Source organism: Variovorax sp. E3 (genome assembly GCF_016082275.1).
Taxonomy (GTDB): domain Bacteria; phylum Pseudomonadota; class Gammaproteobacteria; order Burkholderiales; family Burkholderiaceae_C; genus Variovorax.
Map to the genome: position 1 here is coordinate 1 of NZ_MOWM01000008.1, position 26,644 is coordinate 26,644.

Consider the following 26,644-nt stretch of genomic DNA (forward strand, 5'->3'; position numbering starts at 1 on the left):
ATCGCCGCGGTGGTCGATCAGGGAGCCCCCATCCCCGCCTTCCCCCAAAGGGGGAAGGAGCCAGACACAACAAGAGAAGGAACTTCCTCATGAAACGACTCCTGCCTCGCGCCCTCATGCGCCCGCGGTGCTCACGCTCTTCCTGTGGATGATCGTGCCGCTGCTGATGACGTTGTACTTCTCGTTCGTGAACTACAACCTCATGCAGCCCGGTGAGCACACGTTCGCGGGCATCGAGAATTTTCACTACTTCGTCACCGACCCCGACTTCTGGCCGGCCACGTGGAACACGCTGCTCCTGATCGGCAGCGTGATCGTCATCACGGTGGTGATGGGCACGCTGCTCGCGCTGCTGGTGAACGAGCCCTTCCCCGGCCGCGGCATCGTGCGCGTGCTGCTGATCTCGCCGTTCTTCGTCATGCCCGCGGTCAATGCGCTGCTGTGGAAGCACATGATGATGAACCCCATCTACGGCGTGCTCGCCGACCTGTGGCGCTTCTTCGGCGCGCAGCCGGTGGACTGGCTCACCGACTTTCCGCTGCTCTCCGTGATCATCATGGTGGCCTGGCAGTGGCTGCCCTTCGCCTGCCTGATCTTCATCACGTCGCTGCAGTCGCTGGACCGCGAGCAGATGGAGGCCGCACGCATGGACGGCGCGAGTTCGTTCCAGCGCTTCTTCTATCTCACCATTCCGCACCTGGGCCGTCCGATGGCGGTGGTGATCATGATCGAGATGATCTTTCTGCTCAGCGTGTTCGCCGAGATCGCCATCACCACCAACGGCGGCCCGGGCAACGCGAGCACCAACATGACCTACATGATCTTCAAGCAGTCGCTCATGAACTTCGACGTGGGCGTGGCCTCGGCCGGCGCGTTGTTCGCGGTGGTGCTGGCCAACATCGTGGCCGTGTTCCTGATCCGCATCATCGGCAAGAACCTCGACTGAGGCACGGAGCACGCCATGCAACAACAAAGCCCCCCCAGCAACTTCCTGCCCCAGGCGCTGCGCACCGTGAGCGCGTGGGCCGTCACGCTGCTGCTGTTCTTTCCGCTCGGCTGGCTGTTTCTCACGGCCTTCAAGACGGAGCTGCAGGCCATTCATGTGCCGCCGCTGTTCATCTTCGAGCCCACGCTCGACAACTTCGGCGAAGTGCAGCGCCGCAGCGACTACCTGCTGTACGCGCGCAACTCGCTCATCACCAGCCTGGGCTCGACCGTTCTCGGCCTGCTGATCGCGGCGCCCGCCGCGTACTCGATGGCCTTCTTCCGCACGAAGAAAACGCGCGACATCCTGATGTGGATGCTCTCCACCAAGATGATGCCCGCCGTCGGCGCGCTGGTGCCCATCTACGTGCTGGCGCAGACCGCGGGCATGCTCGACTCGCTGAGCGCGCTGACCATCGTGTTCACGCTGTCGAACCTGCCGATCATGGTGTGGATGCTCTACAGCGCCTACAAGGACATTCCGAACGAGATCCTCGAGGCGGCGCGCATGGACGGCGCCAGCCTGTGGACCGAGTTCCGCCACGTGGTGCTGCCGCTGTCGGTGGGCGGGCTCGCATCGACCGGCTTGCTGTGCCTGGTGCTGAGCTGGAACGAGGCCTTCTGGGCACTGAACCTCACCTCCGCCAAGGCCGGCACGCTGGCCACGCTCATCGCGTCGTACTCCAGCCCCGAGGGCCTGTTCTGGGCCAAGTTGTCGGCGGCTTCGCTGATGGCCATCGCGCCCATCGTCGTGTTCGGCTGGTTCAGCCAGAAGCAACTGGTGCAAGGCCTGACCTTCGGTGCCGTCAAGTAATTAAAGGGAGACATCTCATGGCCTACCTCGAACTCAAGAACATCAAGAAGAGCTTTGGCGACGTCAACATCATCAAGGGTGTCGACCTCCAGATCCAGAAGGGCGAGTTCATCGTCTTCGTCGGGCCTTCGGGCTGCGGCAAGTCGACGCTGCTGCGGCTGATTGCCGGGCTCGAGCCCATCACCAGCGGCAACCTGCTGCTCGACGGCAAGGACATCACCTGGGCGCCTTCGGGCAAGCGCGACCTGGCGATGGTGTTCCAGAGCTACGCGCTCTATCCGCACATGAGCGTGTACGACAACATGTCGTTCGCGCTCAAGCTGGCGGGCGTGTCCAAGGACGAGATCAAGACCAAGGTCGAATACGCGGCCAAGACGCTCAACCTCACGCAGTACCTGGACCGCACGCCCAAGGACCTGTCGGGCGGCCAGCGCCAGCGCGTGGCCATCGGCCGCGCCATCGTGCGCGCGCCCAAGGTGTTCCTGTTCGACGAGCCCTTGTCGAACCTCGACGCGGCGCTGCGCGGCAACACGCGCGTCGAGATCCACAAGCTGCACCGCGCGCTGGGCGCGACCACCATCTACGTCACGCACGACCAGGTCGAGGCCATGACGCTGGCCGACCGCGTGGTGGTGCTGAAGGACGGGCTGATCGAGCAGGTCGGCACGCCGCTGGAGCTGTACGACCACCCGGCCAACCAGTTCGTCGCGCAGTTCATCGGCATGCCGTCGATGAACATGGTGGCGGCCGCGGCCATTCCGAGTTTCTCCGCCGCCACTGGCGGCCGGCTGCCGAGCGACGGCTTCCTGGGTGTGCGTCCAGAAGGCCTGCGCGTGCATCCGAAGCAGGGCGCGCCGGTGTCCGACGTGCAGGGCCGCGTCGAGCTGATCGAGGCGCTGGGCGCCGACACGCTGATTCACGTCGACGTGGGCGGCGTGCCGCTGATCGCACGGCAGAACGACCGCACGCCGCTGCAGGCGGGCGACGACGTGGCCGTGGAGCTCGACCCCTCGGTGCTGCACCTGTTCAACCGCGATGGCCGTTCGGTCACCGCGTGACCCTGATTCTTCCAACGTCTTTTCAACGGACATTCCCGTGACCATCGCGCAAATTCCACCGGCTCCCACGGAGTTCACGGTGCTTCATCTCGGCCTGGGCTCGTTCCACCGCGCCCACCAGGCGCTGTACCTGCAGCGGCTGATCGACGCGGGCGACACCCGCTGGTCGCTGTCGGGCGCCAACATCCGGCCGGACATGGCCGACGTGGTCGCGGCGCTGCAGGCCCAAGGCGGCCGCTACACGCTGGAGACCGTGTCCCCGGCGGGCGAATACCGCTACGAAGAAATCGGCGCCATCCGCGAAGTGCTGCCATGGGAGCGCTCGTTGGCCCACGTGATCGCGCGCGGCGCGGCGCCTTCGACGCGCATCGTGTCGTTCACCGTGACCGAGGCCGGCTACTACCTGGACGACAAGGGCAAGCTCGACCTGTCGTTCGCCGACCTCGCGGCCGACATCGACGCGCGCGGCGCGGCGAGGCGGGCGGCGACAACGTGACCATCTACGGCGCGGTCTGCGCCATCCTGCGCGCGCGCAAAGCCGCAAACGCGGGTGCCGTGACGCTGCTGAACTGCGACAACCTGCGCCACAACGGCGACCGCTTCCGCGCCGGGCTGCTGGAGTTCATCGAGCGCGCGGGCGACGCCGACCTGCTGGCCTGGGTGAACGCCCACACGCGCTGCCCGAACGCGATGGTCGACCGCATCACGCCGCGCCCGCCGCCCGAGCTGCGCGCGCGCGTCAAGGTGGCCACCGGCCGCGACGACGCTGCCGCCATCACCGGCGAGAGCTTCATCCAGTGGGTCATCGAAGACAACTTCGCGGCCGGGCGCCCCGACTGGGGCCGCGTGGGCGTGGAGCTGGTCGAGTCGGTGCAGCCGTACGAAGAAGCCAAGATCCGCATCCTCAACGCCACGCACAGTTGCATCGCGTGGGCGGGCACGCTGGTGGGCCTGAACTTCATCCACGAAGGCACCCACGACGCGGCGATTCGCAAGATGGCGTTCGACTACGTGACCGACGACGTCATTCCCTGCCTGAGCCCGAGCCCGATCGACCTTGCGGCGTACCGCGACGTGGTGCTCGACCGCTTCGGCAACCCCGCCATCCGCGACACCAACCAGCGCGTGGCGGCCGACGGCTTCTCGAAGATTCCCGGCTTCATCGCGCCGACCGTGCGCGAGCGGCTGGCTGCGGGCCAGAGCATCGACAGCGTGGCGATGCTGCCCGCGCTGTTCCTTGCGTTCCTGCAGCGCTGGCATCGCGGCGCGCTGCCCTACGTTTATCAGGACCAGGGCATGGACGAAGCGGTGGCGCATGCGATCTGCGACGCGGCCGACCCGGTCGTCGCGCTGTGTTCGGACGCGGGGCTGTGGGGCAACATCACCGGTGACGCCCGTTTGATCGACGCCGTGCGCCGCGCCAGCGAGCGCGTCGCGGGCTTCGTCGCGGCCCAAGGCCAGCCCCAGCCATGAGCGCCCGCCTGCAAGACCGGCATGTGCTGCTGACCGGCGCGGGCGGCGGCATCGGTCTTGCAGTCGCGCAGGCCTGCATTGCAGAGGGCGCGCGCTGCACGGTGATCGATCGCGCCACCGCCGCGCCCGACGCGGTGCGCGCGCTGCAACACAGCCACCCCGACAAGCTCGCCTACATCGCGGCCGACGTCACCGACACCGCCGCCATCGCGCACATGCTGGCCGAGGCGCAGGTGGCCTTCGGGCCGGTCCACACGCTGTTCAACAACGCCGCGGTGTTCGACCTCGCGCCGCTTCTGGACAGCGACGAGGCCTCGTTCGACCGGCTGTTCGCGGTCAACGTGAAGGGCATGTTCTTCGTGATGCAGGCGGTGTTGCGCCACATGGTCGAGGCCGGCACGCAGGGCGCATCGGTCATCAACATGGCGTCGCAGGCGGGGCGTCGCGGCGAGGCGCTGGTGGCGCACTACTGCGCGACTAAGGCGGCCGTCATCAGCTACACGCAAAGCGCCGCGCTGGCCATGGCGCCGCACGGCATTCGGGTGAATGGCATTTCCCCCGGTGTGGTCGACACGCCGATGTGGGACCATGTCGACAGTCTGTTCGCCAAGGCCGAGGGCCTGCCGCCGGGAGAAAAGAAGCGGCAGGTCGGGCTGGCGGTGCCGCTCGGTCGCATGGGGCTGCCGAGCGACATTGCGGGTGCTGCCGTGTTTCTTGCCAGCGACGAGGCGCGCTACATCACCGCGCAGACGCTCAACGTCGATGGCGGCAACGTCATGAGCTGATGTGAGATGAACCATTGCTTTTCTTCTTCGTTCGTTGCATTTGAGGTGCGCTGTTCTTCAGGGCGGTCGTTGATCGCCGAGCACCGGCCGCCTGCCCACCCTGAACGCACGCGCTTCGAATGCGAACGCCACAACCCATGAACGAAGACTTCCACCTCTACCTGGACAGCGCCGACCTGGCCGAGTTGCGGACCTGCCTGCCGCACCCGGTGGTGCATGGCGTAACCACCAACCCCACTTTGCTGAAACGCGCGGGTGTCGCCCGGGCCGACGTGCCCGGCCTGCTGAAGCGCTGCATCGAACTGGGCGCGCGCCAGGTGCAGGCGCAGGTCGGTTCGAGCGAAGTCGACGGCATGCTCGAAGACGCACAGGTCTTGTTGCCGCACTTCGATCCCGGCCAGCTCGTCATCAAGATTCCCGCCACCCGCCAGGGCCTCGACGCCGGCGCGCGGCTCATCGTGCAGGGCGTGCCCGTCACCTGGACGGCCGTGTACGCGCCGGAGCAAGCGCACTTCGCGGCGCAACTGGGCGCGGCCTATGCGGCGCCGTACCTCGGGCGGCTCGACGACTCGGGCGTCAACGGCCTGGCGCTGATCGCGCAGATGCAATCGCTGGTCGCGCGGCGCCCGGCGGCCGGCACGCGCCTGCTGGTGGCCAGCATCCGTTCGCGCGAGGCCTACCTTTCCCTGCTGGGGCTCGGCGTGGGCGCCATCACCATCCCGCCGCGGCTCTTTGCCGAACTGCTCGACCATCCCGCCACGCTGGCCGCCGAGCGCGGCTTCCTGGACGATGCCCGCGCCTTGACCTGATCGATACCGCCAGAATCCAGACACCATGCGCATTGCACTCACGGGCGAAGCCCTGATCGATTTCACCGCCAGCGAGGCGGGCACCCTGGCCTTCCTGGGCCATGAGGGCGGCTCGCCGCTGAACACCGCCGTGGCCTGCGCACGGCTCGGGCAGCCCACCGGCTTTCTCACGCAGCTGTCGAGCGACCTGTTCGGCGAGCGGCTGATGGGCTTTCTCGAACGCAACGGCGTCGACACCAGCCTCATCCTGCGCAGCAACGCGCCGTCGACACTGGCCTTTGTCGAGCGCACGCCGCAGACCAACCGCTACGCCTTCTACACACGCGGCAGCGCCGACGCCACCTGGGCGCCCGAGCCGCTGCCGCAGTTGCCGGCGGACTGCCGCTTCCTGCATTTCGGCTCGATCTCGCTGCTGCAGGACCCGGCCGCCACGCGCATCGCCGACCTGGTCGCCGCGAACAGGGTGCGCTGCGTGATCGTGTTCGACCCCAATGTGCGGCCCAGCCTGATCGCCGACATGGCGGCCTATCGCTCGCGCGTCACAAGCTGGTTCGCCATGGCCGACCTGGTCAAGCTCAGCGACGAAGACGCGGAACTGCTCGCACCCGGGCAGCCTGTCGACGCACTGGCCGCCGATTGCCTGAAAGCCGGCGCGCGCGCCGTGATCGTCACGCGCGGCGGCGACGGCGCCACGCTCTGGCGCACCGGCCACGCACCGCTCACCGTGGCCGCGCCGCGCATCACCGTGGTCGACACCATCGGCGCGGGCGACACCTTCACGGCGGGCCTGTCGGTGTCGCTGCTCGCGCACGGCGTGGAGCAGCCGGCCCAGCTCGGCGCGCTGAGCGACGAGGCGTGGCGCGAAGTGATGGCATTCGCCGCCACGGCCGCCGCGCTGAACTGCACCCGCGAGGGCGCGGATCCACCCACGCTGGCCGCGGTTCACGCCGCGCTGGCGCAAGAAGACAATGCGGCTGTAGCTTCCCGGTCCTGAACCGTGCTGCCATGACGACGTCCACACGCAAACGCTCGGTCCCCCGCCAGCGCCAACCCGAGCTGGAGCGCGACTTTGCGCGCTCCCCCTCGCTGGGCTACGAGGCGCCCGAAGAAACCGGCCTCGTGCGCTGCCTGGCGCACGGCTTTCCCAGCCCGCTGGTGCGATGGCACTTCCATGAAGACTACGAGCTGCACCTGATCACCGAGACCTCGGGCAAGGCCTTCATCGGCGACTGGATCGGGCCGTTCCAGCCGGGGCACCTGGTGCTGTGCGGGCCGCGCCTGCCGCACAACTGGATCTCGCTCGACGTGCCCGAAGGCGGCGCGGCGGGGCGCGACCGGGTGATCCAGTTCCGCCACGAGCCCATCGAGAGCGCGGCCGCCGGCATTCCCGAGCTGCGCGAGGTGATGCAGTTGCTGGAGCGCGCGCGCCACGGCATCGAGTTCTTCGGCATCTCGCAGAAGGCGCAAACGCACTGGGACAACATCAAGGCCGCGCGCGGCGTGCGTCGCCTGGGGCTGTTCCTCGACTTCATGGCCGACCTGGCGCAATGCACCGACTACCGGCTGCTGTCGAGCGTGCAGATGCAGGGCGCGCAAGGCGCGGACGGCGACGCGCAGGTCGACCAGATCAACGGCATCGTCAACCGCATCACCAACAACATGGCCGACCCGATCTCGATGTCGGACGTGGCCGCCGAGCTGGGCATGAGCGAGAGCCGCTTCAGCCGCTTCTTCCGCCGCTCGACCGGCAACAGCTTCACCGATTTCGTCAACCGCGTGCGCATCAATAGCGCCTGCCACCTGCTGATGCAGACCGACCACTACGTGACCGACATCTGCTACCAGGTGGGCTTCAACAACGTGGCGAACTTCAACCGGCGCTTCCTGGAAATCAAGGGCATGACGCCCAGCGAATTCCGGCGCCAGGCCGACACGCGCTTCGGCGGCGGCATCTCTTCCTAAGCCAAAAAATCAGGGGGTTACCTTGTATCTTGGACTCGACCTCGGCACGTCCGAGCTCAAGGCGCTGCTGCTCGCGGACGATCACCGCATCGTCGGCGTGGCGCGCGCGCCGCTCACGGTCGAACGGCCGCAGCCGCTGTGGTCGGAGCAGGCGCCGCAGCAGTGGTGGCAAGCGCTCGAAGAGGTGATGCGCGCGCTGGGCAAGTCGCACCCCGAAGAACTGGCGGCGGTGCGCGCCATCGGCCTGTCGGGGCAGATGCACGGCGCCACGCTGCTCGACGCGCAGGGCGAAGTGCTGCGCCCCGCGATCCTGTGGAACGACGGCCGCAGCGGCGCCCAGTGCGAGGCGCTCACGCGCGCCGTGCCGCGCCTCGGCGAGATCGCGGGCAACCTCGCGATGCCGGGCTTCACAGCGCCCAAGCTGCTGTGGGTGCGCGAGCACGAGCCTGAAATCTTCAAGCGCGTGGCGCGCGTGCTGCTGCCGAAAGACTGGCTGCGCTTCATGCTCAGCGGCGAAGCGGTCAGCGAGATGTCGGACGCGGCGGGCACGCTGTGGCTCGACGTGGGCGCGCGCGACTGGTCCGACGAACTGCTCGCGGCCACAGGGCTCACGCGCGCGCACATGCCGCGGCTGGTCGAAGGCAGCGAGGTCTCCGCGCAGCTGAAGCCCGAGCTGGCCGCGCGCTGGGGCCTGGGCAGCGACGTGCTGATCGCCGGTGGCGCGGGCGACAACGCCGCCAGCGCGGTGGGCATGGGGCTGGTCGAGCCGGGGCAGGGCTTTGTGTCGCTCGGCACGTCGGGCGTGGTGTTCGTGTCGACCGACCGCTTCCTGCCGAACCCCGCGCAGGCCATGCATGCCTTCTGCCACGCGCTGCCCCGGCGCTGGCACCAGATGTCGGTGATGCTCTCGGCCGCGAGCGCGGTGAGCTGGGCCGCCAAGACTTTCAGGTTCGCCGATGAGGCCGCGCTGCTCGAAGCGGCGGCCTCGGTGTCGCTGGCGCAGCGCGAGCGCTGCCCGCTGTTCTTGCCGTACCTGTCGGGCGAGCGTTCGCCGCACAACAACCCCAATGCACAGGGCGCGCTGGTCGGCCTCACGCATGCGCACGGCCCGGCGGACATCGCCTATGCCGTGGTCGAGGGTGTGAGCTTCGGCCTGCGCGACGGCTTCGACACCCTGCGCCTGCCGGCCGACATGCCGCTGCGCGAAGTGGCGCTGGTGGGCGGCGGTGCGCGCAGCGTGTGGTGGGGGCAGTTGCTGGCCGACATCTTCCAGGTGCCGCTCACGCTCTATGCGGGCAGCGAGACGGGCGGGGCGCTGGGCGCGGCACGGCTGGCGTGGCTGGCCGATGGGGGCGAGGTCGCGAAGGTGTGTACGCTGCCGCCGGTGCGGCAGCAGTTGGCGCCTTCGACCGAGGGCGCGGCCTCGCATCAGGCGCGGCACACGCGGTTCCAGGTGCTCTATACGGCGCTGCGGGACCAATTCCAATAAGCGGCTCTGTCAATCGAGCGCCCATAAAAAAACCCGTCGCAAGACGGGTTTTTTTGTTTCGCAAAACACCGCGGATCCGGCTCTGCCGGTCCGCAGGTGTTGCCCCCGGTAGGGGGGTGGCGCAGCGGACACGAAGTGCCGCGCAGCCTGGGGGCGAGCGAAATTACATGCCCATGCCGCCCATGCCGCCCATGCCACCCATGTCGGGCATGCCGCCGCCGGCGGCTGCTTCGTCCTTGGGAGCGTCAGCAACCATGGCTTCGGTCGTCAGCAGCAGCGAGGACACCGAAGCGGCGTTCTGCAGTGCGGTGCGGGTGACCTTCGTCGGGTCCAGGATGCCCAGCTCGAGCATGTCGCCGTACGTGTCGTTGGCAGCGTTGAAGCCGTAGTTGCCCTTGCCGGCCAGAACCGCGTTCACGACCACCGAGGCTTCGCCGCCGGCGTTGTTCACGATTTCGCGCAGGGGCGCTTCGATGGCCTTCAGCACCAGCTTGATGCCGGCGTCCTGGTCGGCGTTGTCGCCCTTGACGCGGTCGCCCACGGCTTGCTTGGCACGCAGCAGAGCCACGCCGCCGCCAGCCACGACGCCTTCTTCCACTGCAGCGCGGGTAGCGTGCAGGGCGTCTTCGACGCGAGCCTTCTTTTCCTTCATTTCGACTTCGGTGGCGGCGCCGACCTTGATCACGGCAACACCGCCGGCCAGCTTGGCCACGCGCTCTTGCAGCTTTTCACGGTCGTAGTCGCTCGTGGCTTCTTCGATCTGCACGCGCACTTGCTTCACGCGGGCTTCGATGTCGCCAGCGGCGCCGGCGCCGTCGATGATGATCGTGTTTTCCTTGCCCACTTCGATGCGCTTGGCTTGGCCCAGGTCGGCCAGCGTCACCTTTTCGAGCGTCAGGCCCACTTCTTCAGCGATGACCTTGCCGCCCGTCAGGATGGCGATGTCTTCCAGCATGGCCTTGCGGCGGTCGCCGAAGCCAGGAGCCTTGACGGCCACGACCTTCAAGATGCCGCGGATCGTGTTCACGACCAGCGTAGCCAGGGCTTCGCCCTCGACTTCTTCGGCAATGATCAGCAGCGGACGGCCAGCCTTGGCGACTTGTTCCAGCGTGGGGAGCAGGTCACGGATGTTGCTGATCTTCTTGTCGAACAGCAGCACGAAGGGGTTGTCGAGCAGCGCCGATTGCTTCTCGGGGTTGTTGATGAAGTAGGGCGACAGGTAGCCGCGGTCGAATTGCATGCCTTCGACGACGTCCAGTTCGCTTTCGAGCGACTTGCCGTCTTCGACGGTGATGACGCCTTCCTTGCCGACCTTGTCCATCGCGTCAGCGATGAGCTTGCCGATGGTTTCGTCGCTGTTGGCCGAGATCGAGCCGACTTGTGCGATTTCCTTCGACGTGGTGGTGGGCTTGGAAGCCTTCTTCAGCTCTTCGACCAGGGCCGTGACAGCCTTGTCGATGCCGCGCTTCAGGTCCATCGGGTTGATGCCGGCGGCCACGTACTTGAAGCCTTCGCGAACGATGGCTTGTGCCAGGACCGTCGCGGTCGTGGTGCCGTCACCAGCGTTGTCGCTGGTCTTGGAGGCCACTTCCTTCACGAGCTGGGCGCCCATGTTCTGCAGCTTGTCCTTGAGTTCGATTTCCTTGGCCACCGACACACCGTCCTTGGTGACGGTGGGGGCGCCGAACGAGCGTTCGAGCACCACGTTGCGACCCTTGGGGCCCAGGGTGACCTTGACCGCGTTGGCCAGGATGTTCACACCCTCGACCATGCGTGCGCGGGCTTCACCGCCGAAGACGACGTCTTTTGCTGCCATGTGTATGTACTCCGAATAGGGATGGTTTGATTACTTCTCGACGACCGCGAACAGGTCGTCTTCCTTCATGACCAGCAGTTCGTCGCCGCCGACCTTGACGGTCTGGCCGCTGTACTTGCCGAACAGGACGCGGTCGCCGACCTTGACGGTCAGTGCGGCCAGTTCGCCCTTGTCGTTGCGCTTGCCCGGGCCCACGGCCAGGACTTCGCCCTGATCGGGCTTCTCGGCGGCTGCGTCGGGGATGACGATGCCGGAGGCAGTCTTGGTTTCGCTGTCAACACGCTTGACGATCACGCGATCGGCCAAAGGACGAAGTTTCATTGCATCTCCTGGATGTATGGATAAGAAACGGGTTTGTGGTCGGGTGCCGGACCGGAGGCCGGCAGCCCATCGACTGGATGCGAGGGCTGTTAGCACTCATCAGCAGCGAGTGCTAATCATAAGGGCAATCGATGACGTTTCAAGGGCACGCCCGGCGCGGGCAGGGTTGGAGGGTTATCCCGCAATCCCATATAATTGAGAACCATTCGTATTAATAACCGAGCGCAGTCTCACCCGGCTGCCTGGAGATGCCATCCATGCCGGCCGGCGAATTCGTGTTGCAGCACGAGGTGCAAACGCTCTACAGCAACCATCACGGATGGCTGCATGCCTGGCTGCGCAAGAAGCTGGGCTGCACGCACAACGCGGCCGACCTGGCGCACGACACCTTCGTGCGCGTGCTGAGCAAGACCGAACCCGTGGCCGCGGCCGAACCGCGCGCCTACCTGGCCACCATCGCGCACGGGCTGGTGGTCGATTTCCACCGCCGCCGCGCGCTCGAGCGCGCCTACCTCGACACGCTGGCCGCGCTGCCCGAACCCCAACTGCCGTCGCTCGAAGCGCGGGCCATCGTGCTCGAAGCACTGGTCGCCATCGACGCCATGCTCGACGGCATGAAGCCGGCGGTGCGCCAGGCCTTCATGCTTTCGCAGCTCGACGGCCTGACCTACGTGGAAATCGCCACCCGCCTGGGCGTGTCGGTGCGCACCGTCAACAACTACATGCTCAAGGCGCTCGAGCATTGCTACCTGCTCGCGCCGTGATGATGAAGCCCGGGTTCGAACTGACGCCAGGCGGTGGCGCCGACGCCGCCAGCGCGTCCTCGCGCAGCGAAGCCGACATCCGCAAGGAGCGATCGCCTGGTATGCCCTGCTGTGTTCCGGCGACGCCACCGAGGCCGACCGAGAAAACTGGCGCCGCTGGCACCGCGCCCACCCCGAGCACCAGCGCGCGTGGCAGCGCTTCGACGCGATGCAGGCGACGCTGCAGCGCGTGCCGGGCCATGTGGCCGCATCGACCCTGCGCGCCGCGCATGCCGACCGGCGCCGGGTGCTGCGCGGCATCGCCGTGCTGGCGGGCGGCGGGTCGCTGGCGTACCTGTCGTGGCAGGTGGCCGGCACCGACGGCGGCTGGCGCGCCTGGGTGGCCGACTACCGCACGGGCACCGGCGAGCAGCGCTCGGTCACGCTGGCCGACGGATCGCTGCTGATGCTGAACACCCGCACTTCGGTGGACGTGTCCATCGACACCTCGCGCCGGCTCATTTCACTGCGCGAAGGCGAGATCCTGGCCGAGACCGCGCGACACCGGGGCGTGCCGGGTTCGGCGCGCACCGACAGCCGCCCCTTCATGGTGGCCACGCCGCACGGCCGCATCCTGGCGCTGGGCACGCGCTTCACGGTGCGCAGCGACGGCGCGCGCACGCTGGTGAGCGTGCTCGAAGACGCGGTCGAGGTTCGCGCCTCGCGCGCACCCGGCCATGTCGTGCGGCTGGCGGCCGGCCAGCAGGTGGCCTTCACCGGCGATCGCATCGAGGCACCGCAGCAGGCCGACCCCGCGCTCACGGAGTGGGAGCACGGCAGCCTCGTGGTCAACGACTGGCGGCTGGGCGACGTGGTCGCCGAACTGGCGCGCTACCACCGTGGCCGGCTGGCCTGCGACCCCGCCGTCGCGGACATCCGCGTGTCGGGCGCCTTCCCGGTCATGGACACCGACAAGGCGCTGGCGGTCATCGTGCGGGCGTTTCCGGTGCGCGTGACCGGGCTCACGCGCTATTGGGTGTCGCTCGTGCCCGCCTGATTTCGCCGCGGGCGTGCGCTTCGGCGCATTTTTTATCCGCCGCCTTTCATCTTTTTCGATTTCGTTCGGCCTACCCATTGAGAGCCATGAATCCGCAATCAATGCCGAAGGAATTCCGAATGCACGCGCACCCGTCATCCCCCAACCTCCAGCCCGGCGCCGTGCGCAAGGCGCTGCTGTGCCTGTTCGCCGCGACCATGGCGCTGCCGATCGCCGCCCGGGCCGCCGAGCCCGCCGAAGGCGCCCGCGTCCAGAACCAGGCCGCGCGCAGCTACCGCATCGAAGCCGGCCCGCTTGCGTCGGTGCTCGGGCGCTTTGCCGCGGCATCGGGCGTGGCGCTGTCCTTCGATCCCGCAAGCACGCGGACGCTGAACTCCGGCGGCCTGCAGGGCAACTACACCGTGCGCGCGGGCTTCGCCGTGCTGCTGGCGGGCACCGGGCTCGAAGCCGTGGAGGGCGGGGCGGGCGAGTTCACGCTGCGCAAGAGCGCCGCGTCGGCCGCCTCTGCATCGTCGGGCGAAGACGCCGACGGCACGCTGCCGGCGGTGCGCGTGGTGGCGCGTGCGGCGCCCGCGCCCGCCGATGCCGACGACCGCTACCAGCCCACCCCCGATGCCTCGACCCTGCGCACCACGCGCCGGTGCTCGAGATTCCGCAGGTGGTGAACGTGGTGCCGGCGCAGGTCATTCGCGACCAGCGCCCGCGCAACATCGACGACGCACTGGCCAACGTCAGCGGCATCAACCAGGGCAACACCCTGGCCAGCACGCAGGACACCATCATGAAGCGCGGCTTCGGCGGCAACCGCGACGGCTCGATCATGCACAACGGCATGCCGCTGGTGCAGGGCCGCGGCATGAACGCGGCGGCCGAGAGCGTCGAAGTGCTCAAGGGCCCGTCGTCGCTGCTCTACGGCCTCATGGACCCGGGCGGCGTGATCAACGTCGTGAGCAAGAAGCCGCAGCTGCGCCAGCGCACCAGCCTGTCGCTGCTGGGCTCGGGCTATGCGAACGGCCGTGACGGCAGCGGCGTCACGCTCGACACCACCGGCCCCATCGGCGAGAACGGCCTGGCCTACCGGCTGATCGTCGACCATGTGGACGAAGACTACTGGCGCAACTTCGGCAAGCACCGCGAGACGCTGGTCGCGCCCTCGCTGGCCTGGTACGGCGACGACACGCAGGCCGTGCTCTGGTATGAGTACCGCAAGTACGTCACGCCGTTCGATCGCGGCACCGCGCTCGACCCGCGCACCCAGCGCCCGCTGGCGCTGCCCAAGACGCAGCGCCTGGACGAACCCTTCAACGAGATGCGCGGCGAAACGCACCTGGGCCAGCTCTCGGTCGACCACCAGTTCGGCGGCGGCTGGGCCGGCCACCTGAACCTCAGCTACAACCAGGAAACCTACGACGCCAACCAGTTGCGCGTGAACGGCATCAACGTCGCCAAGGGCACGCTCACGCGCAGCAACGACGCCACGCATGGCGCGCTCAGCACCGACAGCTACGCCACCGCCTACGTCGACGGCACCGTCGAGCTGGGCGGCATGCGCCACGACCTGCAGTTCGGCTGGGACGCCGAGTACCGCAAGATCTACCGCGCCGACCTGCTGCGCCAGGCCACCAGGAGCACCTTCAGCTACCTGTTCCCGGTGTACGGCCGCGAAGTGCCGTCGAGCACCGTGTCGGCCAGCGACAGCGACCAGACCGACAGGCTGCACAACCAGTCGCTGTTCTTCCAGGACTCGATTCACCTGAACGACCGCTGGATCGCGGTGGCCGCGTTGCGCTATCAGGCGTGGTCGCAGCTCGCGGGGCGCGGGCGCCCGTTCAAGGTCAACACCGACACCGACGGCTCCAAGCTGCTGCCGCGCCTGGGCTTGATCTACAAGTGGACCGACACCGTGTCGTTCTACGGCAGCTACACGCAGTCGCTCAAGCCCGCCTCGACCATCGCGCCGCTGTCCAGCGGCTACGTGCTCGATGCGTCGGTGAAACCTGAAGAAGCCAAGTCGTGGGAGATCGGCGCCAAGATCGACATGCCGGGGGGCCTGACCGGCACCGTGGCGCTGTTCGACATCCACAAGCGCAACGTGCTGGTCTCGCAGTTCAACGACGTGACCAAGCTGACCGACTGGCGCACCTCGGGCGCGGCCCGTTCGCGCGGCCTCGAGGTGGACGTGGCGGGCCAGCTGGGCAAGAACTGGAGCGCGATCGCAAGCTACGCCTACATCGACGCGAAGACGACGGAAGACCCGCTGTACGCGGGCAACCCGCTGTGGAACGTGGCACGGCAGACCGCGTCGCTCTCGGCGGTGTACGACTTCGGCCAGGTGTTCGGCGGCGAGGGCCGGCTGCGCATGGGCGCCGGCGCGCACTACGTCGGCAAGCGCGCGGGGGACTCGGCCAACAGCTTCGTGTTGCCGGGCTACACGACGGTCGACGCCTTTGCCAGCTACGACACGCGCCTGTACGGCAAGAAGGTCAAGTTCCAGCTGAACGTGAAGAACCTGTTCGACAAGACCTACTACCCGTCGGCCGCCAACACCTACTTCATCGCGATGGGCGACGCGCGGCAGGTGTCGTTCCTCACGACCTCGAGTTCTAGGATGAAGCTGCGCTCTCCCCTCATGGCCATCACCTCCTTCACTTCCATCACTCGCCGCGTCGCGGTACTGCTGATGGCCTGCGGCATCGCCGTGGGCGCGCAGGCCGCCGCCGAAGCACCGGGGCAGGGCCGCAAGGTCGTACTGCTGGTGCAGCGCGACGGCCCCAACCTGCCGGTCGACGAGAAGGTCAAACAGCACCTCGAATCGCGTGGTTTCGTGGTGACGTTGCAGGACCAGTCGGCCGTGCCCTCGGTGGCGGCGGGCTCGGACCTCGTCGTCATCTCTTCCACCGTCGCCGCCAAGGACGTGAGCCCCGCGTGGCGCCAACTGCCCGTGCCGCTGCTCACCTGGGAGAACGACCTGCTCGACGACCTCGCCATGACCGGCAAGCGGCACGACACCGACTTCGGCGAAGCCGCCAAGGAGCGCTACGTGTGGCTCGTCAACGCGCCGCACCCCATGGCCGCGGGCCTGCCGGCCGGCGTTGCCAACGTCTACGTCAAGCAGGCCGGCGTGAGCTGGGGCAAGCCGGGCCTCGGTGCCACGACCATCGCCACCCTGTACGGCCAGCCCGAGAAGGCGGCGATCTTCGGCTACGAGAAGGGCGCCACCATGGACTACGAGTCGCTCGCGCCCGCGCGCCGCGTGATGTTCTTCCTCGGCAACGAGACCTTCACCAACCTTTCGCCCGCGGGCCGCATGTTGTTCGATGCGGCGGTCGACTGGACCGCCGGCATCCGCTGAAGAAAAAACAAACCCTCGATGAAATTCCCCTCGCTGCGTCAGCTCTGGTTTCAGTTGCACTGGTTCGTCGGCATCACGGCCGGCACGGTGCTGATCGTCATCGGCCTGAGCGGCGCGGTGCTGTCGTTCCGCGAGGAAATCATCGATGCGCTCAATCCGCACGGGCGCCACGTGCCGGTGCAGGCCGTGCCCGTGCTCACGCCGCCGCAGTTGCTCGCGGCGGTGCGGCAGGCGTGGCCCGAGCGGCAGGTCGGCACGCTCGCGCTGTTCGCCGAACCCGGCGCGGCGGCGCGCGTGATCTTCGCGCCGCCCAAGGGCGAGCGGCGCGGCGAGGCCGTCTACCTCGATCCGTACGCGGGCACCGCGCTGCCGCCGCTGGTGGGCGCGGGGTTCTTCGAATGGGTCGAGTCGCTGCACCGCTGGCTGCTGCTGCCGCGCGAACCGGGGCGGGTGGCGACCGGCGTGCTCGCGATCGGGCTGTTGCTGCTGTCGCTGTCGGGGCTGTACCTGCGGTGGCCGCGCCGTGCGCTCGACTGGCGCGCCTGGCTCACCTTCGATCCGGCGCTCAAAGGCCGTTCGTTCCTCTGGGGGCTGCATTCGGTGGCGGGCACCTGCGCGCTGCTGATGTACATCGTGTTCACCGCCAGCGGGCTCTACTGGGCCTTCGACGCGCTGCGCGACCGTGTCGACGCCATGGCGGGCTATCCGCGCGTGGCGGCTACGGCGCAGCAGGCGCGCACGGCGCCGCGCGTGCGCAACATGGCGCGCGACGATGCCGGCGCGGTGGACGTCGGGCCCGCCTGGGCCGCCTTCGAACGCCAGGCCCGCGAGACCGGCGGCTGGAGCGAGGTCATCCTGCGTGTGCCGTCGGGCGCCGCGCCGTCGGTGCTGTTCACCTGGCTCGACGTGGCGCCCCCGCACGAACGCGCGCGCAACCGCATGACGGTGCGGTTGCCGGGCGGCGAGGTCACGCAGGACGAACGCCATGCCGACAAGTCTGCGGGCGGGCTGTTCCTGGCGGCGATCTATCCGCTGCACATGGGCACTTATTTCGGGCTGCCGGGGCGCATCGTGATGATGCTGGCGGCGCTGATGCTGCCCGTGTTCTCGGTCACCGGCTGGCTGCTGTACCTCGACCGGCGCCGCAAGAAGCGCGCGGTGCGGGCGGAGCGTGCGGCGCTGCAGGCGGTGGCACGGCCGGTCGGCGGGGCGGCACCCGCCGGTGCGTCGGCGCGCGTGCTGGTGGCGTTCGCGAGCCAGTCGGGCACGGCCGAGGGCATCGCGATGCGAAGCGCCGCCACGCTCGAAGCCGCCGGGCTGCCCGTGACGGTCGCGTCGCTCGCGCGCCTCGACCCCGAGCAGTTGCGGCACCACCAGCACCTGTTGATCGTTGCCAGCAGCTTCGGCGAAGGCGGGCCGCCCGATACGGCGCGGCGCTTCGCACAGAGGCTCGCGCAGGTCGGTGGCGAAGCGCTGTCGCACCTGCGCTACGGCCTGCTGGCGCTGGGCGACCGGCATTACGCGCGCTTCTGCGGCTTCGGCCACACGCTCGACCATGCGCTGGTCGCGGCCGGCGCGCAGTCGCTGTTTCCGATGGTCGAGGTGGACAACGGCGATGCCGGCGCGCTCGCCGTCTGGCGGCGTCAACTGGGGGCCATGCCTGGCGCGCAGGCCGAACCGCTGGTCGATGCGACGGCCGTGAGCATCGTGGCCGAACCGTTCGGCGCGTGGACGCTGTCGTCACGCCGCCTGCTCAATCCGCACAGCCTGGGCCATCCGCTCTGCGAGATCGAGCTCGTGCCGGCGCGGGGCGCGTTGCCATCGTGGCGACCGGGCGCGCTGGCCGAACTGCGCCCGCGCCATGCGCCGGACGCGGTGGCCGCTTGCCTGCGCACGACCGCGCTGAATGCCGATGCCGTCGTGCAGTTCGAGGGCCAGGCCATGTCATTGCGCGAAGCCTTGGCACGCAGCGCGATGCCCGCGCCGGAGTTGCTGGCGCACACGCGCACCACCCAGGCGCTTGCCGACGCGCTCGTGCCCCTGGCGCCACGGCGCTACTCCGTCGCCTCGGTGCCCGCCGAGGGCGGCATCCGGCTGCTGGTGCGACAGGCGCGGCATGAGTCGGGGCTGGGCCTCGCGTCGGGCTGGCTCACCGCGCATGCGCCGCTGGCCTCCGAAATCGAAGTGCGTCTTCTGGCCAACCCCGGCTTCGCGCCGCTGGCGGACGACCGCCCATGCATCTTCATCGGCAACGGCTCGGGCTATGCGGGGCTGCGGGGCCATCTGCGCGAGCGCATGGCGCGCGGGCTCCAGCGCAACTGGCTGGTGTTCGGCGAACGCCAGAGCACGCGCGACGCCTTCTTCATGGGCGAAGTCGCGCAGTGGCGCGCGCAGGGGCTGCTCGCGCGCGTCGACCTGGCCTTCTCGCGCGACCAGGCCGAACGCATCTACGTGCAGGACCGCTTGCGCGAGGCCTCGGCCGAGCTGCATCGCTGGATCGGCGATGGCGCCGCCGTCTTCGTGTGCGGCAGCCTGCACGGCATGGCGGCTGGCGTGGACGCGGTGCTCGAAGAGGTGCTGGGGCGTTCCGCGCTCGACGACCTCATCGCCGAAGGCCGCTACTGCAGGGACGTGTACTAGGGCACGTGCGGCGGCGAGGCTTTCAGTGCGTATGAAAGACCAGCGGCCCAGGCGTCGGCGCGGCCTGCAGGCCGCCGTCCTTCAGCCATGAACGCGTCGTGCCGGCCGCGCGCTCGATCAGCGCCGCGCAATGGCGGTAGTCATACGACGAAACCTCGAGCGGGCAGAGCGCGGGCACGACGCGGATCCGCACCTGCGAGGCAAAGCGCTCGATGTCCTGCACCAGCTGCCGCGCCACCACGAGGCTGAGCGCGTGCAGCGTCTGGCCGACCAGGCCGCGCGGCGGGCTGCGCAGCGCACAGGCAAAGCCCGCCGGCAGAACGATGATGTCGGTCGCCCCCAGCCGCACCGCCGCCGCGATGGGCGTGTTGCTGCAGACCCCGCCGTCGACCAGCTCGCGGCCGCCGATCGCAACCGGCGGGAACACGCCCGGAATCGCGGTGCTGGCCAGCACCGCATCGACCACCGGCCCGCCGGACAGCACGACCTCGCCGCCGGTCACGCGTTCGCTGGCCACCACATGAAGCGCCAGCTGGGCGTCTTCGATCCTGCGGTAGGGCAGGGCCTGCTCGAGCAGCCGGCGCAGCGCCCCGTTGTGCACCAGGTGCTCCTGGTGCAGCACGAGGACGCGAAGCAGCGAGGCGATCGACACGGGCATCACGTCGCGGCGCCGGATGTTGCACCACAGCGCCTGCAGGGCGGCCACGCCCCGCGCGTCGGGTGCCCCGGCAAAGAAGGCCGCGTTGATGGCGCCGGCCGACGCGCCGACCACGAGGTCAGGCATCACGCGGGCCTGGACCAGTTCGCGCAACATGCCGACCTCCACCGCGCCCAGGCTTCCGCCACCGGCAAAGACGAAGGCGATACGCGTGGTCATGAACGGAGTTCGGATGACCGGGGCTTCCGGTTACCGATTTGCGCAGAGGCGCTGTTGGCCAGGCGCCTGGCCGCGGTGCCGCGCGCTCAGCTCGCGTAGCGCTTCTCGAGTGCGTCCAGCTCGGGCTTGCGCACCAGCCGCTGGCGCTCCGCGAAGGGCACGACCAGCGCCGGGTCTTCGTCCACGCGCTTCGTGTCGCGCAGCACGGTCAGCGCCTTCTGCATGCCCGCGACCGCACCCTGCAGCGCCGCGTTGGCGTACAGCACGATGCCGTAGCCCAGGCCCGCGAGCTCTTCGGCGCCGAAGATCGGGGTCTTGCCGCCGATCACCATGTTCATGAGCTGGGGCTTCGCAAGCCGCTGCGGCAGCGCGCGAATCTCGTCGGCCGTGGTCACGGCTTCGACGAACAGGATGTCGGCGCCGGCCTCGCTGAACTTCTGCGCGCGTTCGATGGCGGCCTCGAAGCCCAGCGTGGCGGCCGCGTCGGTGCGGGCCATGATGAGCAGGTCGGGGTCGGTGCGCGCATCGACGGCGGCCTTGATCTTGTTCACGGCCTCTTCGGTCGAGATCACGTCCTTGCCCGAGAAGTGGCCGCAGCGCTTGGGCGCGACCTGGTCCTCGAACTGGATGCAGTCGGCGCCCGCGCGCTCCAGCACGCGCACCGTGTGGCGCACGTTGAGCGCGTTGCCGAAGCCGGTGTCGGCATCGACGATCAGCGGCAGGCCCACCGCGTCGCGGATGCGCGCCGTGTGGTCCGCGATTTCATGCAGGCCCATGAAGCCCTGGTCGGGCAGGCCGAACCACATGTTGGTGACGCCCGCGCCGGTGACGTAGATGGCGTCGAAGCCAGGTCTTCGATCACGCGCGCCGACAGTGCGTTGAAGGCGCCGGGCACCAGCACGCCGCGGCGCGCCTCGGCCAGGGATCGGAGGGTCTTGCGAGTCGACATCGGTTGTTCCTGTAGTGAGTCGGGAGGTGAAAGTAGGAAATCAGAAAGCGTCGCCGGGCACGCGGACCCAGCCTTCCATCAGCACGCGGGCGCTGCGGCTCATGACGGCCTTGTTCACGCGCCATTCGCCGTCGACCCGGCTGGCCTGCGCACCGACGCGCAGCGTGCCCGAGGGGTGGCCGAAGCGCACGGCCTCGCGCTCGCCGCCGCCGGCGGCCAGGTTCACCAGCGTGCCCGCAATGGCGGCGGCGGTGCCGATGGCCACGGCCGCCGTGCCCATCATGGCGTGGTGCAGCTTGCCCATGGAGAGCGCGCGCACCAGCAGGTCGACATCGCTTGCCGCCACCGGCTTGCCGCTGGAAGCCGTGTAGCCGGCGGGCCCGGCCACGAACGCCACCTTGGGCGTGTGCTGGCGGCCGGCCGCTTCGTCGATGTGCCGGATGAGGCCCATGCGCACCGCGCCGTGCGCGCGGATGGCCTCGAACTTCGCGAGCGCGGCGGGGTCGCTGTTGATCGCGTCCTGCAACTCCGTGCCTGTGTAGCCGATGGCTTCGGCGTTCACGAAGATGGTCGGAATGCCGGCGTTGATCATCGTCGCCTGGAGCGTGCCGATGCCCGGCACTTCGAGCGCATCGACGACGTTGCCGGTCGGGAACATTGCGCCGCCGCCGCCTTCTTCCTCGGCGGCGGGGTCCATGAATTCGAGCTGCACTTCGGCGGCGGGGAAGGTCACGCCGTCGAGTTCGAAGGCGCCGGTTTCCTGCACCGCGCCGCCCGTCATGGGTACGTGCGCGACGATGGTCTTGCCGATGTTGGCCTGCCAGATGCGCACCACGGCCACGCCGTCATGCGGCACGCGGCCCGCGTCGATCAAGCCGTTGCTGATGGCAAAGGGCCCGACGGCGGCCGAGAGGTTGCCGCAGTTGCCGCTCCAGTCGACGAAGGGCTGGTCGATCGACACCTGGCCGAACAGGTAGTCCACGTCGTGACCGGGCCGGGTGCTCTTCGAAAGAATGACGGCCTTGCTCGTGCTCGAGGTCGCGGCGCCCATGCCGTCGATCTGCTTGCCGTAGGGGTCGGGGCTGCCGATGACGCGCAGCAGCAGCGCGTCGCGCGCCGCGCCCGGCGCTTGCGCGGCTTCGGGCAGGTCCTGCAGGCGGCAGAACACGCCCTTGCTGGTGCCGCCGCGCATGTAGGTGGCGGGAATCTTGACTTGGGGTGCGAAGGCCATGGTGGTGCGATTGTCGGTTCAGGCGACCGTGGTCGAGGCAAGGAAGTCCTGCGCGAAGCGCTGCAGCACGCCGCCCGCTTCGTAGATCGACACCTCCTCGGCGGTGTCGAGCCTGCAGGTCATGGGCACGTCGAGCCGCTCGCCGTTGCGCCGGTGAATGACCAGCGTCAGGTCGCGCGCGCGCGCCGCTCGCCGGTCACGTCGTAGGTTTCGGTGCCGTCCAGGCCCAGCGTCAGGCGGTTGGTGCCGGGCTTGAACTCCAGCGGCAGCACGCCCATGCCGATCAGGTTGGTGCGGTGGATGCGCTCGAAGCCCTCGGCCGCGATGGCCTCCACGCCGGCCAGCCGCACGCCCTTGGCGGCCCAGTCGCGCGACGAGCCCTGCCCGTAGTCGGCGCCGGCCACGATGATCAGCGGCTGCTTGCGCAGCATGTAGGTCTCGATGGCCTCCCACATGCGCATGACCCGGCCTTCGGGCTCCACGCGCGCCAGCGAGCCCGCCTTCACGGTGCCGTCTTCCTTGCGCACCATCTCGTTCCTGAGCGTGGGGTTGGCGAAGGTGGCGCGCTGCGCCGTGAGGTGGTCGCCGCGGTGGGTGGCGTACGAGTTGAAGTCTTCCTCGGGCAGGCCCATCTTGTGGAGGTACTCGCCGGCCGCGCTGTCCCTCATGATCGCGTTCGACGGCGACAGGTGGTCGGTGGTGATGTTGTCCGGCAGGATCGCCAGCGGGCGCATGCCCCGCAGCGTGCGTTCGCCGGCCAGCGCGCCTTCCCAGTAGGGCGGGCGGCGGATGTAGGTCGAGGCGGCGCGCCAGTCGTACAGCGGCGTTACCTTCTCGCCCGTGTCGGGCTGGATCGCGAACATCGGCTCGTACACCTGGCGAAAGTGCGCGGGCTTGACGCTCGACTTCACGATGGCGTCGATCTCCTCGTCGCTCGGCCAGATGTCCTTCAGGCGGATCTCCTTGCCGTTGACCACCGTGAGCACGTCTTTCTCGATGTCGAAGCGCACCGTGCCCGCGATGGCGTAGGCCACCACCAGCGGCGGCGAGGCCAGGAAGGCCTGCTTCGCATACGGGTGGATGCGCCCGTCGAAGTTGCGGTTGCCCGAGAGCACGGCGGTGGCGTACAGGTCACGCTCGACGATCTCCTGCTGGATCACCGGGTCGAGCGCGCCCGACATGCCGTTGCACGAGGTGCAGGCATAGGCCACCACGCCGAAGCCGAGCTTTTCGAGCTCGCGCATCAGGCCGGCCTCTTCCAGGTACAGCGTCACGGCCTTCGAGCCCGGCGCGAGCGACGACTTGACCCACGGCTTGCGTGCCAGGCCCACGCGGTTGGCGTTGCGCGCCAGCAGGCCGGCAGCGATCACGTTGCGCGGGTTGCTGGTGTTGGTGCAGCTGGTGATGGCCGCGATGATGACGGCGCCGTCGGGCATGCGGCCCGGCTCGTCCTGCCACGGCGCGGCAATGCCGCGCGCCGCGAGGTCGGTGGTGGCCACGCGCGCATGCGGGTTCGACGGGCCGGCCATGTTGCGCACGACGCTCGACAGGTCGAACTGCAGCACGCGTTCGTAGCGTGCGTCTTTCAGCGCGTCGGCCCACAGGCCGGTGTGCTTGGCATAGAGCTCGACCAGGCGCACCTGTTCGTCGGCGCGGCCGGTCAGGCGCAGGTAGTCGATGGTCTGCGGGTCGATGGCGAACATTGCGGCCGTGGCGCCGTACTCGGGCGCCATGTTCGAGATGGTCGCGCGGTCGCCGAGCGTGAGGCTGGCCGCGCCCTCGCCGTGGAACTCCAGGTACGCGCCCACCACCTTCGACTGGCGCAGGAACTCGGTCAGCGCCAGCACCACGTCGGTGGCGGTAATGCCCGGCTGTGGCCGGCCCGTGAGCGTGACGCCGACGATGACGGGCAGGCGCATCCACGAGGCGCGACCCAGCATCACGTTCTCGGCCTCCAGGCCGCCCACGCCGATGGCGATCACGCCCAGCGCATCGACATGCGGCGTGTGGCTGTCGGTGCCCACCAGCGTGTCGGGAAAGGCCACGCCGTCCTGCGCATGCACCACGGGCGACATCCGCTCCAGGTTGATCTGATGCATGATCCCGTTCCCCGGCGGAATCACTTCCATGTTCTTGAAGGCCCGCTTCGTCCATTCGATGAAGTGGAAGCGGTCTTCGTTGCGCCGGTCCTCGATGGCGCGGTTCTTGGCGAAGGCTTCGGGGTCGAAGCGCCGCACTCCACCGCCAGCGAATGGTCGACGATGAGTTGCACCGGCACCACCGGGTTCACCTGCGCCGGGTCGCCGCCCTGTTCGGCAATGGCGTCGCGCAGGCCGGCCAGGTCGACCAGCGCGGTCTGGCCCAGGATGTCGTGGCACACCACGCGCGCCGGAAACCACGGAAAGTCATGCTCGCGCCTGCCCTCGACGATCTGCGTCAGGCTTTGCCGGAGGATGGCCGGGTCGCAGCGGCGCACGAGGTTCTCGGCGTGCACGCGCGAGGTGTAGGGCAGGGTGGCCCAGCGCCCGGGCGGATGGCCTCGACGGCTTCGCGCGCGTCGAAATAGTCCAGCGTGGTGCCGGGAAGGTTCTTGCGGAATTGGGTGTTCATTGATCTTGTCGGCGGCGTGGGAACCGGATGACGGGCCACGCCCCCGGCGCCGCCCGTCAAGACTCTCTTTTTACTTCCGATCCTGGATCGGCGCGAACTTCAGGTCTTCGGGCCCGGTGTAGTTGGCGCTGGGGCGGATGATCTTGTTGTCGATGCGCTGCTCGATGATGTGCGCGGCCCAGCCCGAGGTGCGCGCAATGACGAACAGCGGCGTGAACATGGCCGTGGGCACGCCCATCATGTGGTAGCTCACGGCGCTGAACCAGTCGAGGTTGGGGAACATCTTCTTGACTTCCCACATCACGCTTTCCAGGCGCTCGGCAATGTCGAACATCTTGGTCGCGCCGGCCTCTTCGGAGAGCGACCGCGCCACGCCCTTGATGACCACGTTGCGCGGGTCGCTCACGGTGTAGACCGGGTGGCCGAAGCCGATGACCACTTCCTTGGCCTCGACGCGGCGGCGGATGTCGGCCTCGGCCTCGTCGGGCGAGTCGTAGCGCTTCTGGATCTCGAAGGCCACTTCGTTCGCGCCGCCGTGCTTGGGCCCGCGCAGCGCGCCGATGGCGCCGGTGATGGCCGAGTACATGTCGGAGCCGGTGCCGGCCACCACGCGCGCGGTGAAGGTCGAGGCGTTGAACTCGTGCTCGGCGTAGAGGTTGAGCGAGGTGTGCATGGCGCGTTCCCACGCGGCGCCCGGCTTGCGGCCGTGCAGCAGGTGCAAAAAGTGCGCGCCGATGGAGTCGTCGTCGGTTTCCACGTCGATGCGCTTACCCTGCGTCGACCAGTGGTACCAGTACAGCAGCATCGAGCCCAGCGAGGCCATCAGGCGGTCGGCGATGTCGCGCGCGCCCGGCACGTTGTGGTCTTCCTTCTCGGGCAGCATGCAGCCCAGCGACGACACGCCGGTGCGCATCACGTCCATCGGGTGGGCGCTGGCGGGCAGTTGCTCCAGCGCTTCCTTCAGGCTGGCGGGCAGGCCGCGCATCGACTTGAGCCTGGCCTTGTAGGCGCGCAGTTCGGCGGCCGTGGGCAGCTTGCCGTGCACCAGCAGGTGGGCGATTTCCTCGAACTCGCAGACCTGCGCGATGTCCAGGATGTCGTAGCCGCGATAGTGCAGGTCGTTGCCGGTGCGGCCCACCGTGCACAGCGCGGTGTTGCCGGCGGTCACGCCGGACAGGGCCACGGATTTCTTGGGCTTGAAGCCGGGAGCGGCCGCGGTGGTGGTGGGGGTGGGGGTGGCGATGTCGTTCATGCTGCTTCCTTTTCTTTGTGCAGGTAGGCGCCGGGGATGCGCGCGGGCCGTCCGTTCTTGTCGACGGCAACCATCTCGAACAGCGACTTGAGCGCCGTGCGCGGCGACTGCCCCAGTTGCTCTGCGGTGCCGGTGACGCAGACCGTGAGCGAGGTGCGGCCCACGCGGCTGATCCAGGCGCGCAACCGCAACACGCTGCCCACCGGCACGGGCGCCAGGAACTGCGCGTCGCTGCAACCGGCCATCACCACGTCGCACGCCGCGAACGCCCGCGCGGCCAGGAAGGCCGCCTTGGACATCAGCATCAGTGCGTTGCCGCCGAACAGCGTGCCGTAGTGGTTGGCATGCTCGGGGAACACGATTTCCGTGAGTTCGAGCGCCGTGTTCTGGTTTGTCATGCTTCGCAATTTACGCAAATGCGT

The 26,644-nt window shown here is 68.6% G+C and carries 16 protein-coding genes and 6 pseudogenes; 14 read left to right on the forward strand and 8 right to left on the reverse strand.

Annotated features, from left to right (window positions below; all coding sequences use genetic code 11):
* Positions 1-89: 89 nt before the first annotated feature.
* The 9 genes and pseudogenes from BMG07_RS04710 (at position 90) to xylB (ending at position 9,374) form a co-directional block, all read left to right on the forward strand.
* Positions 90-946: pseudogene (locus BMG07_RS04710) on the forward strand (carbohydrate ABC transporter permease).
* Between the two features lie 15 nt (positions 947-961).
* Complete coding sequence (locus BMG07_RS04715; RefSeq protein WP_198083579.1) at positions 962-1,798, forward strand: carbohydrate ABC transporter permease; 837 nt, start codon at positions 962-964, stop codon at positions 1,796-1,798.
* 17 nt (positions 1,799-1,815) lie between these two features.
* The gene (locus BMG07_RS04720; protein WP_198083580.1) at positions 1,816-2,856 is read left to right on the forward strand and encodes an ABC transporter ATP-binding protein; all 1,041 of its coding nucleotides are present in this window, start codon (positions 1,816-1,818) and stop codon (positions 2,854-2,856) included.
* 79 nt (positions 2,857-2,935) lie between these two features.
* Positions 2,936-4,329 (forward strand): annotated as a pseudogene (dalD, locus tag BMG07_RS04725) (D-arabinitol 4-dehydrogenase).
* The gene (locus tag BMG07_RS04730; RefSeq protein ID WP_198083581.1) at positions 4,326-5,114 is read left to right on the forward strand and encodes an L-iditol 2-dehydrogenase; all 789 of its coding nucleotides are present in this window, start codon (positions 4,326-4,328) and stop codon (positions 5,112-5,114) included. Before dalD ends, BMG07_RS04730 begins: the two are co-directional and overlap by 4 nt.
* A 137-nt stretch (positions 5,115-5,251) precedes the next feature.
* Positions 5,252-5,923, forward strand: coding sequence for a transaldolase family protein (locus BMG07_RS04735; protein ID WP_198083582.1), 672 nt, complete (start codon positions 5,252-5,254; stop codon positions 5,921-5,923).
* A gap of 25 nt (positions 5,924-5,948) precedes the next feature.
* Positions 5,949-6,917, forward strand: a complete 969-nt coding sequence (locus BMG07_RS04740; RefSeq protein WP_198083583.1) for a carbohydrate kinase — start codon at positions 5,949-5,951, stop codon at positions 6,915-6,917.
* Positions 6,918-6,928: 11 nt separating this feature from the next.
* A complete protein-coding gene (locus tag BMG07_RS04745; protein WP_198083584.1) occupies positions 6,929-7,885 on the forward strand; it encodes an AraC family transcriptional regulator in 957 nt (318 codons plus the stop codon).
* Positions 7,886-7,907: 22 nt separating this feature from the next.
* Positions 7,908-9,374 carry a xylulokinase gene (xylB, locus tag BMG07_RS04750; protein WP_198083585.1) on the forward strand — a complete coding sequence of 489 codons (1,467 nt, stop codon included), beginning with the start codon at positions 7,908-7,910 and terminating at the stop codon, positions 9,372-9,374.
* 163 nt (positions 9,375-9,537) lie between these two features.
* Here the strand turns inward: xylB and groL are convergent, their stop codons facing one another.
* Positions 9,538-11,190, reverse strand: coding sequence for a chaperonin GroEL (gene groL, locus BMG07_RS04755; protein ID WP_198083586.1), 1,653 nt, complete (start codon positions 11,188-11,190; stop codon positions 9,538-9,540).
* 30 nt (positions 11,191-11,220) lie between these two features.
* A complete protein-coding gene (locus BMG07_RS04760) occupies positions 11,221-11,511 on the reverse strand; it encodes a co-chaperone GroES (RefSeq protein ID WP_007835162.1) in 291 nt (96 codons plus the stop codon).
* Positions 11,512-11,768: 257 nt separating this feature from the next.
* On the opposite strand from BMG07_RS04760, the gene BMG07_RS04765 reads away from it, so the two are divergent.
* From BMG07_RS04765 to BMG07_RS04780, 5 genes and pseudogenes are all read left to right on the forward strand, one after another.
* Entirely contained in the window at positions 11,769-12,275 is a 507-nt protein-coding gene (locus BMG07_RS04765; RefSeq protein WP_198083587.1) for a sigma-70 family RNA polymerase sigma factor, read from the forward strand.
* Positions 12,276-12,366: 91 nt separating this feature from the next.
* A pseudogene (locus BMG07_RS41495) lies at positions 12,367-12,465 on the forward strand (DUF4880 domain-containing protein); the annotation flags it as partial.
* 18 nt (positions 12,466-12,483) lie between these two features.
* Positions 12,484-13,311 (forward strand): FecR domain-containing protein, encoded by an 828-nt coding sequence (locus BMG07_RS04770; protein ID WP_269758658.1) that lies wholly within the window; start codon positions 12,484-12,486, stop codon positions 13,309-13,311.
* Positions 13,312-13,412: 101 nt separating this feature from the next.
* Positions 13,413-15,907, forward strand: a pseudogene (locus tag BMG07_RS04775) (TonB-dependent siderophore receptor); the annotation flags it as partial.
* A gap of 774 nt (positions 15,908-16,681) precedes the next feature.
* The gene (locus BMG07_RS04780; protein WP_198083588.1) at positions 16,682-19,303 is read left to right on the forward strand and encodes a sulfite reductase flavoprotein subunit alpha; all 2,622 of its coding nucleotides are present in this window, start codon (positions 16,682-16,684) and stop codon (positions 19,301-19,303) included.
* A gap of 22 nt (positions 19,304-19,325) precedes the next feature.
* On the opposite strand, the gene BMG07_RS04785 is transcribed toward BMG07_RS04780, so the two are convergent.
* The 6 genes and pseudogenes from BMG07_RS04785 to BMG07_RS04810 form a co-directional block, all read right to left on the reverse strand.
* Positions 19,326-20,180 (reverse strand): patatin-like phospholipase family protein, encoded by an 855-nt coding sequence (locus BMG07_RS04785; protein WP_198083589.1) that lies wholly within the window; start codon positions 20,178-20,180, stop codon positions 19,326-19,328.
* 86 nt (positions 20,181-20,266) lie between these two features.
* Positions 20,267-21,129: pseudogene (locus tag BMG07_RS04790) on the reverse strand (oxaloacetate decarboxylase).
* 40 nt (positions 21,130-21,169) lie between these two features.
* Complete coding sequence (prpF, locus tag BMG07_RS04795; RefSeq protein ID WP_198083590.1) at positions 21,170-22,360, reverse strand: 2-methylaconitate cis-trans isomerase PrpF; 1,191 nt, start codon at positions 22,358-22,360, stop codon at positions 21,170-21,172.
* Between the two features lie 18 nt (positions 22,361-22,378).
* Positions 22,379-24,970: pseudogene (gene acnD / locus BMG07_RS04800) on the reverse strand (Fe/S-dependent 2-methylisocitrate dehydratase AcnD).
* Between the two features lie 70 nt (positions 24,971-25,040).
* Entirely contained in the window at positions 25,041-26,222 is a 1,182-nt protein-coding gene (gene prpC / locus BMG07_RS04805; protein ID WP_198083591.1) for a 2-methylcitrate synthase, read from the reverse strand.
* The gene (locus tag BMG07_RS04810) at positions 26,219-26,620 is read right to left on the reverse strand and encodes an acyl-CoA thioesterase (protein ID WP_198083592.1); all 402 of its coding nucleotides are present in this window, start codon (positions 26,618-26,620) and stop codon (positions 26,219-26,221) included. Before BMG07_RS04810 ends, prpC begins: the two co-directional genes overlap by 4 nt.
* Between the last annotated feature and the right edge of the window lie 24 nt (positions 26,621-26,644).

Bases quoted from the DNA above. Each gene is read 5' to 3' on its own strand.
- BMG07_RS04785 (WP_198083589.1), bottom strand. From the start codon at position 20,180: ATGACCACGCGTATCGCCTTCGTCTTTGCCGGTGGCGGAAGCCTGGGC.
- BMG07_RS04745 (WP_198083584.1), top strand. From the start codon at position 6,929: ATGACGACGTCCACACGCAAACGCTCGGTCCCCCGCCAGCGCCAACCC.
- BMG07_RS04765 (WP_198083587.1), top strand. From the start codon at position 11,769: ATGCCGGCCGGCGAATTCGTGTTGCAGCACGAGGTGCAAACGCTCTAC.
- BMG07_RS04810 (WP_198083592.1), bottom strand. From the start codon at position 26,620: ATGACAAACCAGAACACGGCGCTCGAACTCACGGAAATCGTGTTCCCC.
- BMG07_RS04770 (WP_269758658.1), top strand. From the start codon at position 12,484: ATGCAGGCGACGCTGCAGCGCGTGCCGGGCCATGTGGCCGCATCGACC.
- BMG07_RS04780 (WP_198083588.1), top strand. From the start codon at position 16,682: ATGAAATTCCCCTCGCTGCGTCAGCTCTGGTTTCAGTTGCACTGGTTC.
- groL (WP_198083586.1), bottom strand. From the start codon at position 11,190: ATGGCAGCAAAAGACGTCGTCTTCGGCGGTGAAGCCCGCGCACGCATG.
- BMG07_RS04740 (WP_198083583.1), top strand. From the start codon at position 5,949: ATGCGCATTGCACTCACGGGCGAAGCCCTGATCGATTTCACCGCCAGC.
- BMG07_RS04720 (WP_198083580.1), top strand. From the start codon at position 1,816: ATGGCCTACCTCGAACTCAAGAACATCAAGAAGAGCTTTGGCGACGTC.
- BMG07_RS04715 (WP_198083579.1), top strand. From the start codon at position 962: ATGCAACAACAAAGCCCCCCCAGCAACTTCCTGCCCCAGGCGCTGCGC.
- BMG07_RS04735 (WP_198083582.1), top strand. From the start codon at position 5,252: ATGAACGAAGACTTCCACCTCTACCTGGACAGCGCCGACCTGGCCGAG.
- prpF (WP_198083590.1), bottom strand. From the start codon at position 22,360: ATGGCCTTCGCACCCCAAGTCAAGATTCCCGCCACCTACATGCGCGGC.
- BMG07_RS04730 (WP_198083581.1), top strand. From the start codon at position 4,326: ATGAGCGCCCGCCTGCAAGACCGGCATGTGCTGCTGACCGGCGCGGGC.
- BMG07_RS04760 (WP_007835162.1), bottom strand. From the start codon at position 11,511: ATGAAACTTCGTCCTTTGGCCGATCGCGTGATCGTCAAGCGTGTTGAC.
- prpC (WP_198083591.1), bottom strand. From the start codon at position 26,222: ATGAACGACATCGCCACCCCCACCCCCACCACCACCGCGGCCGCTCCC.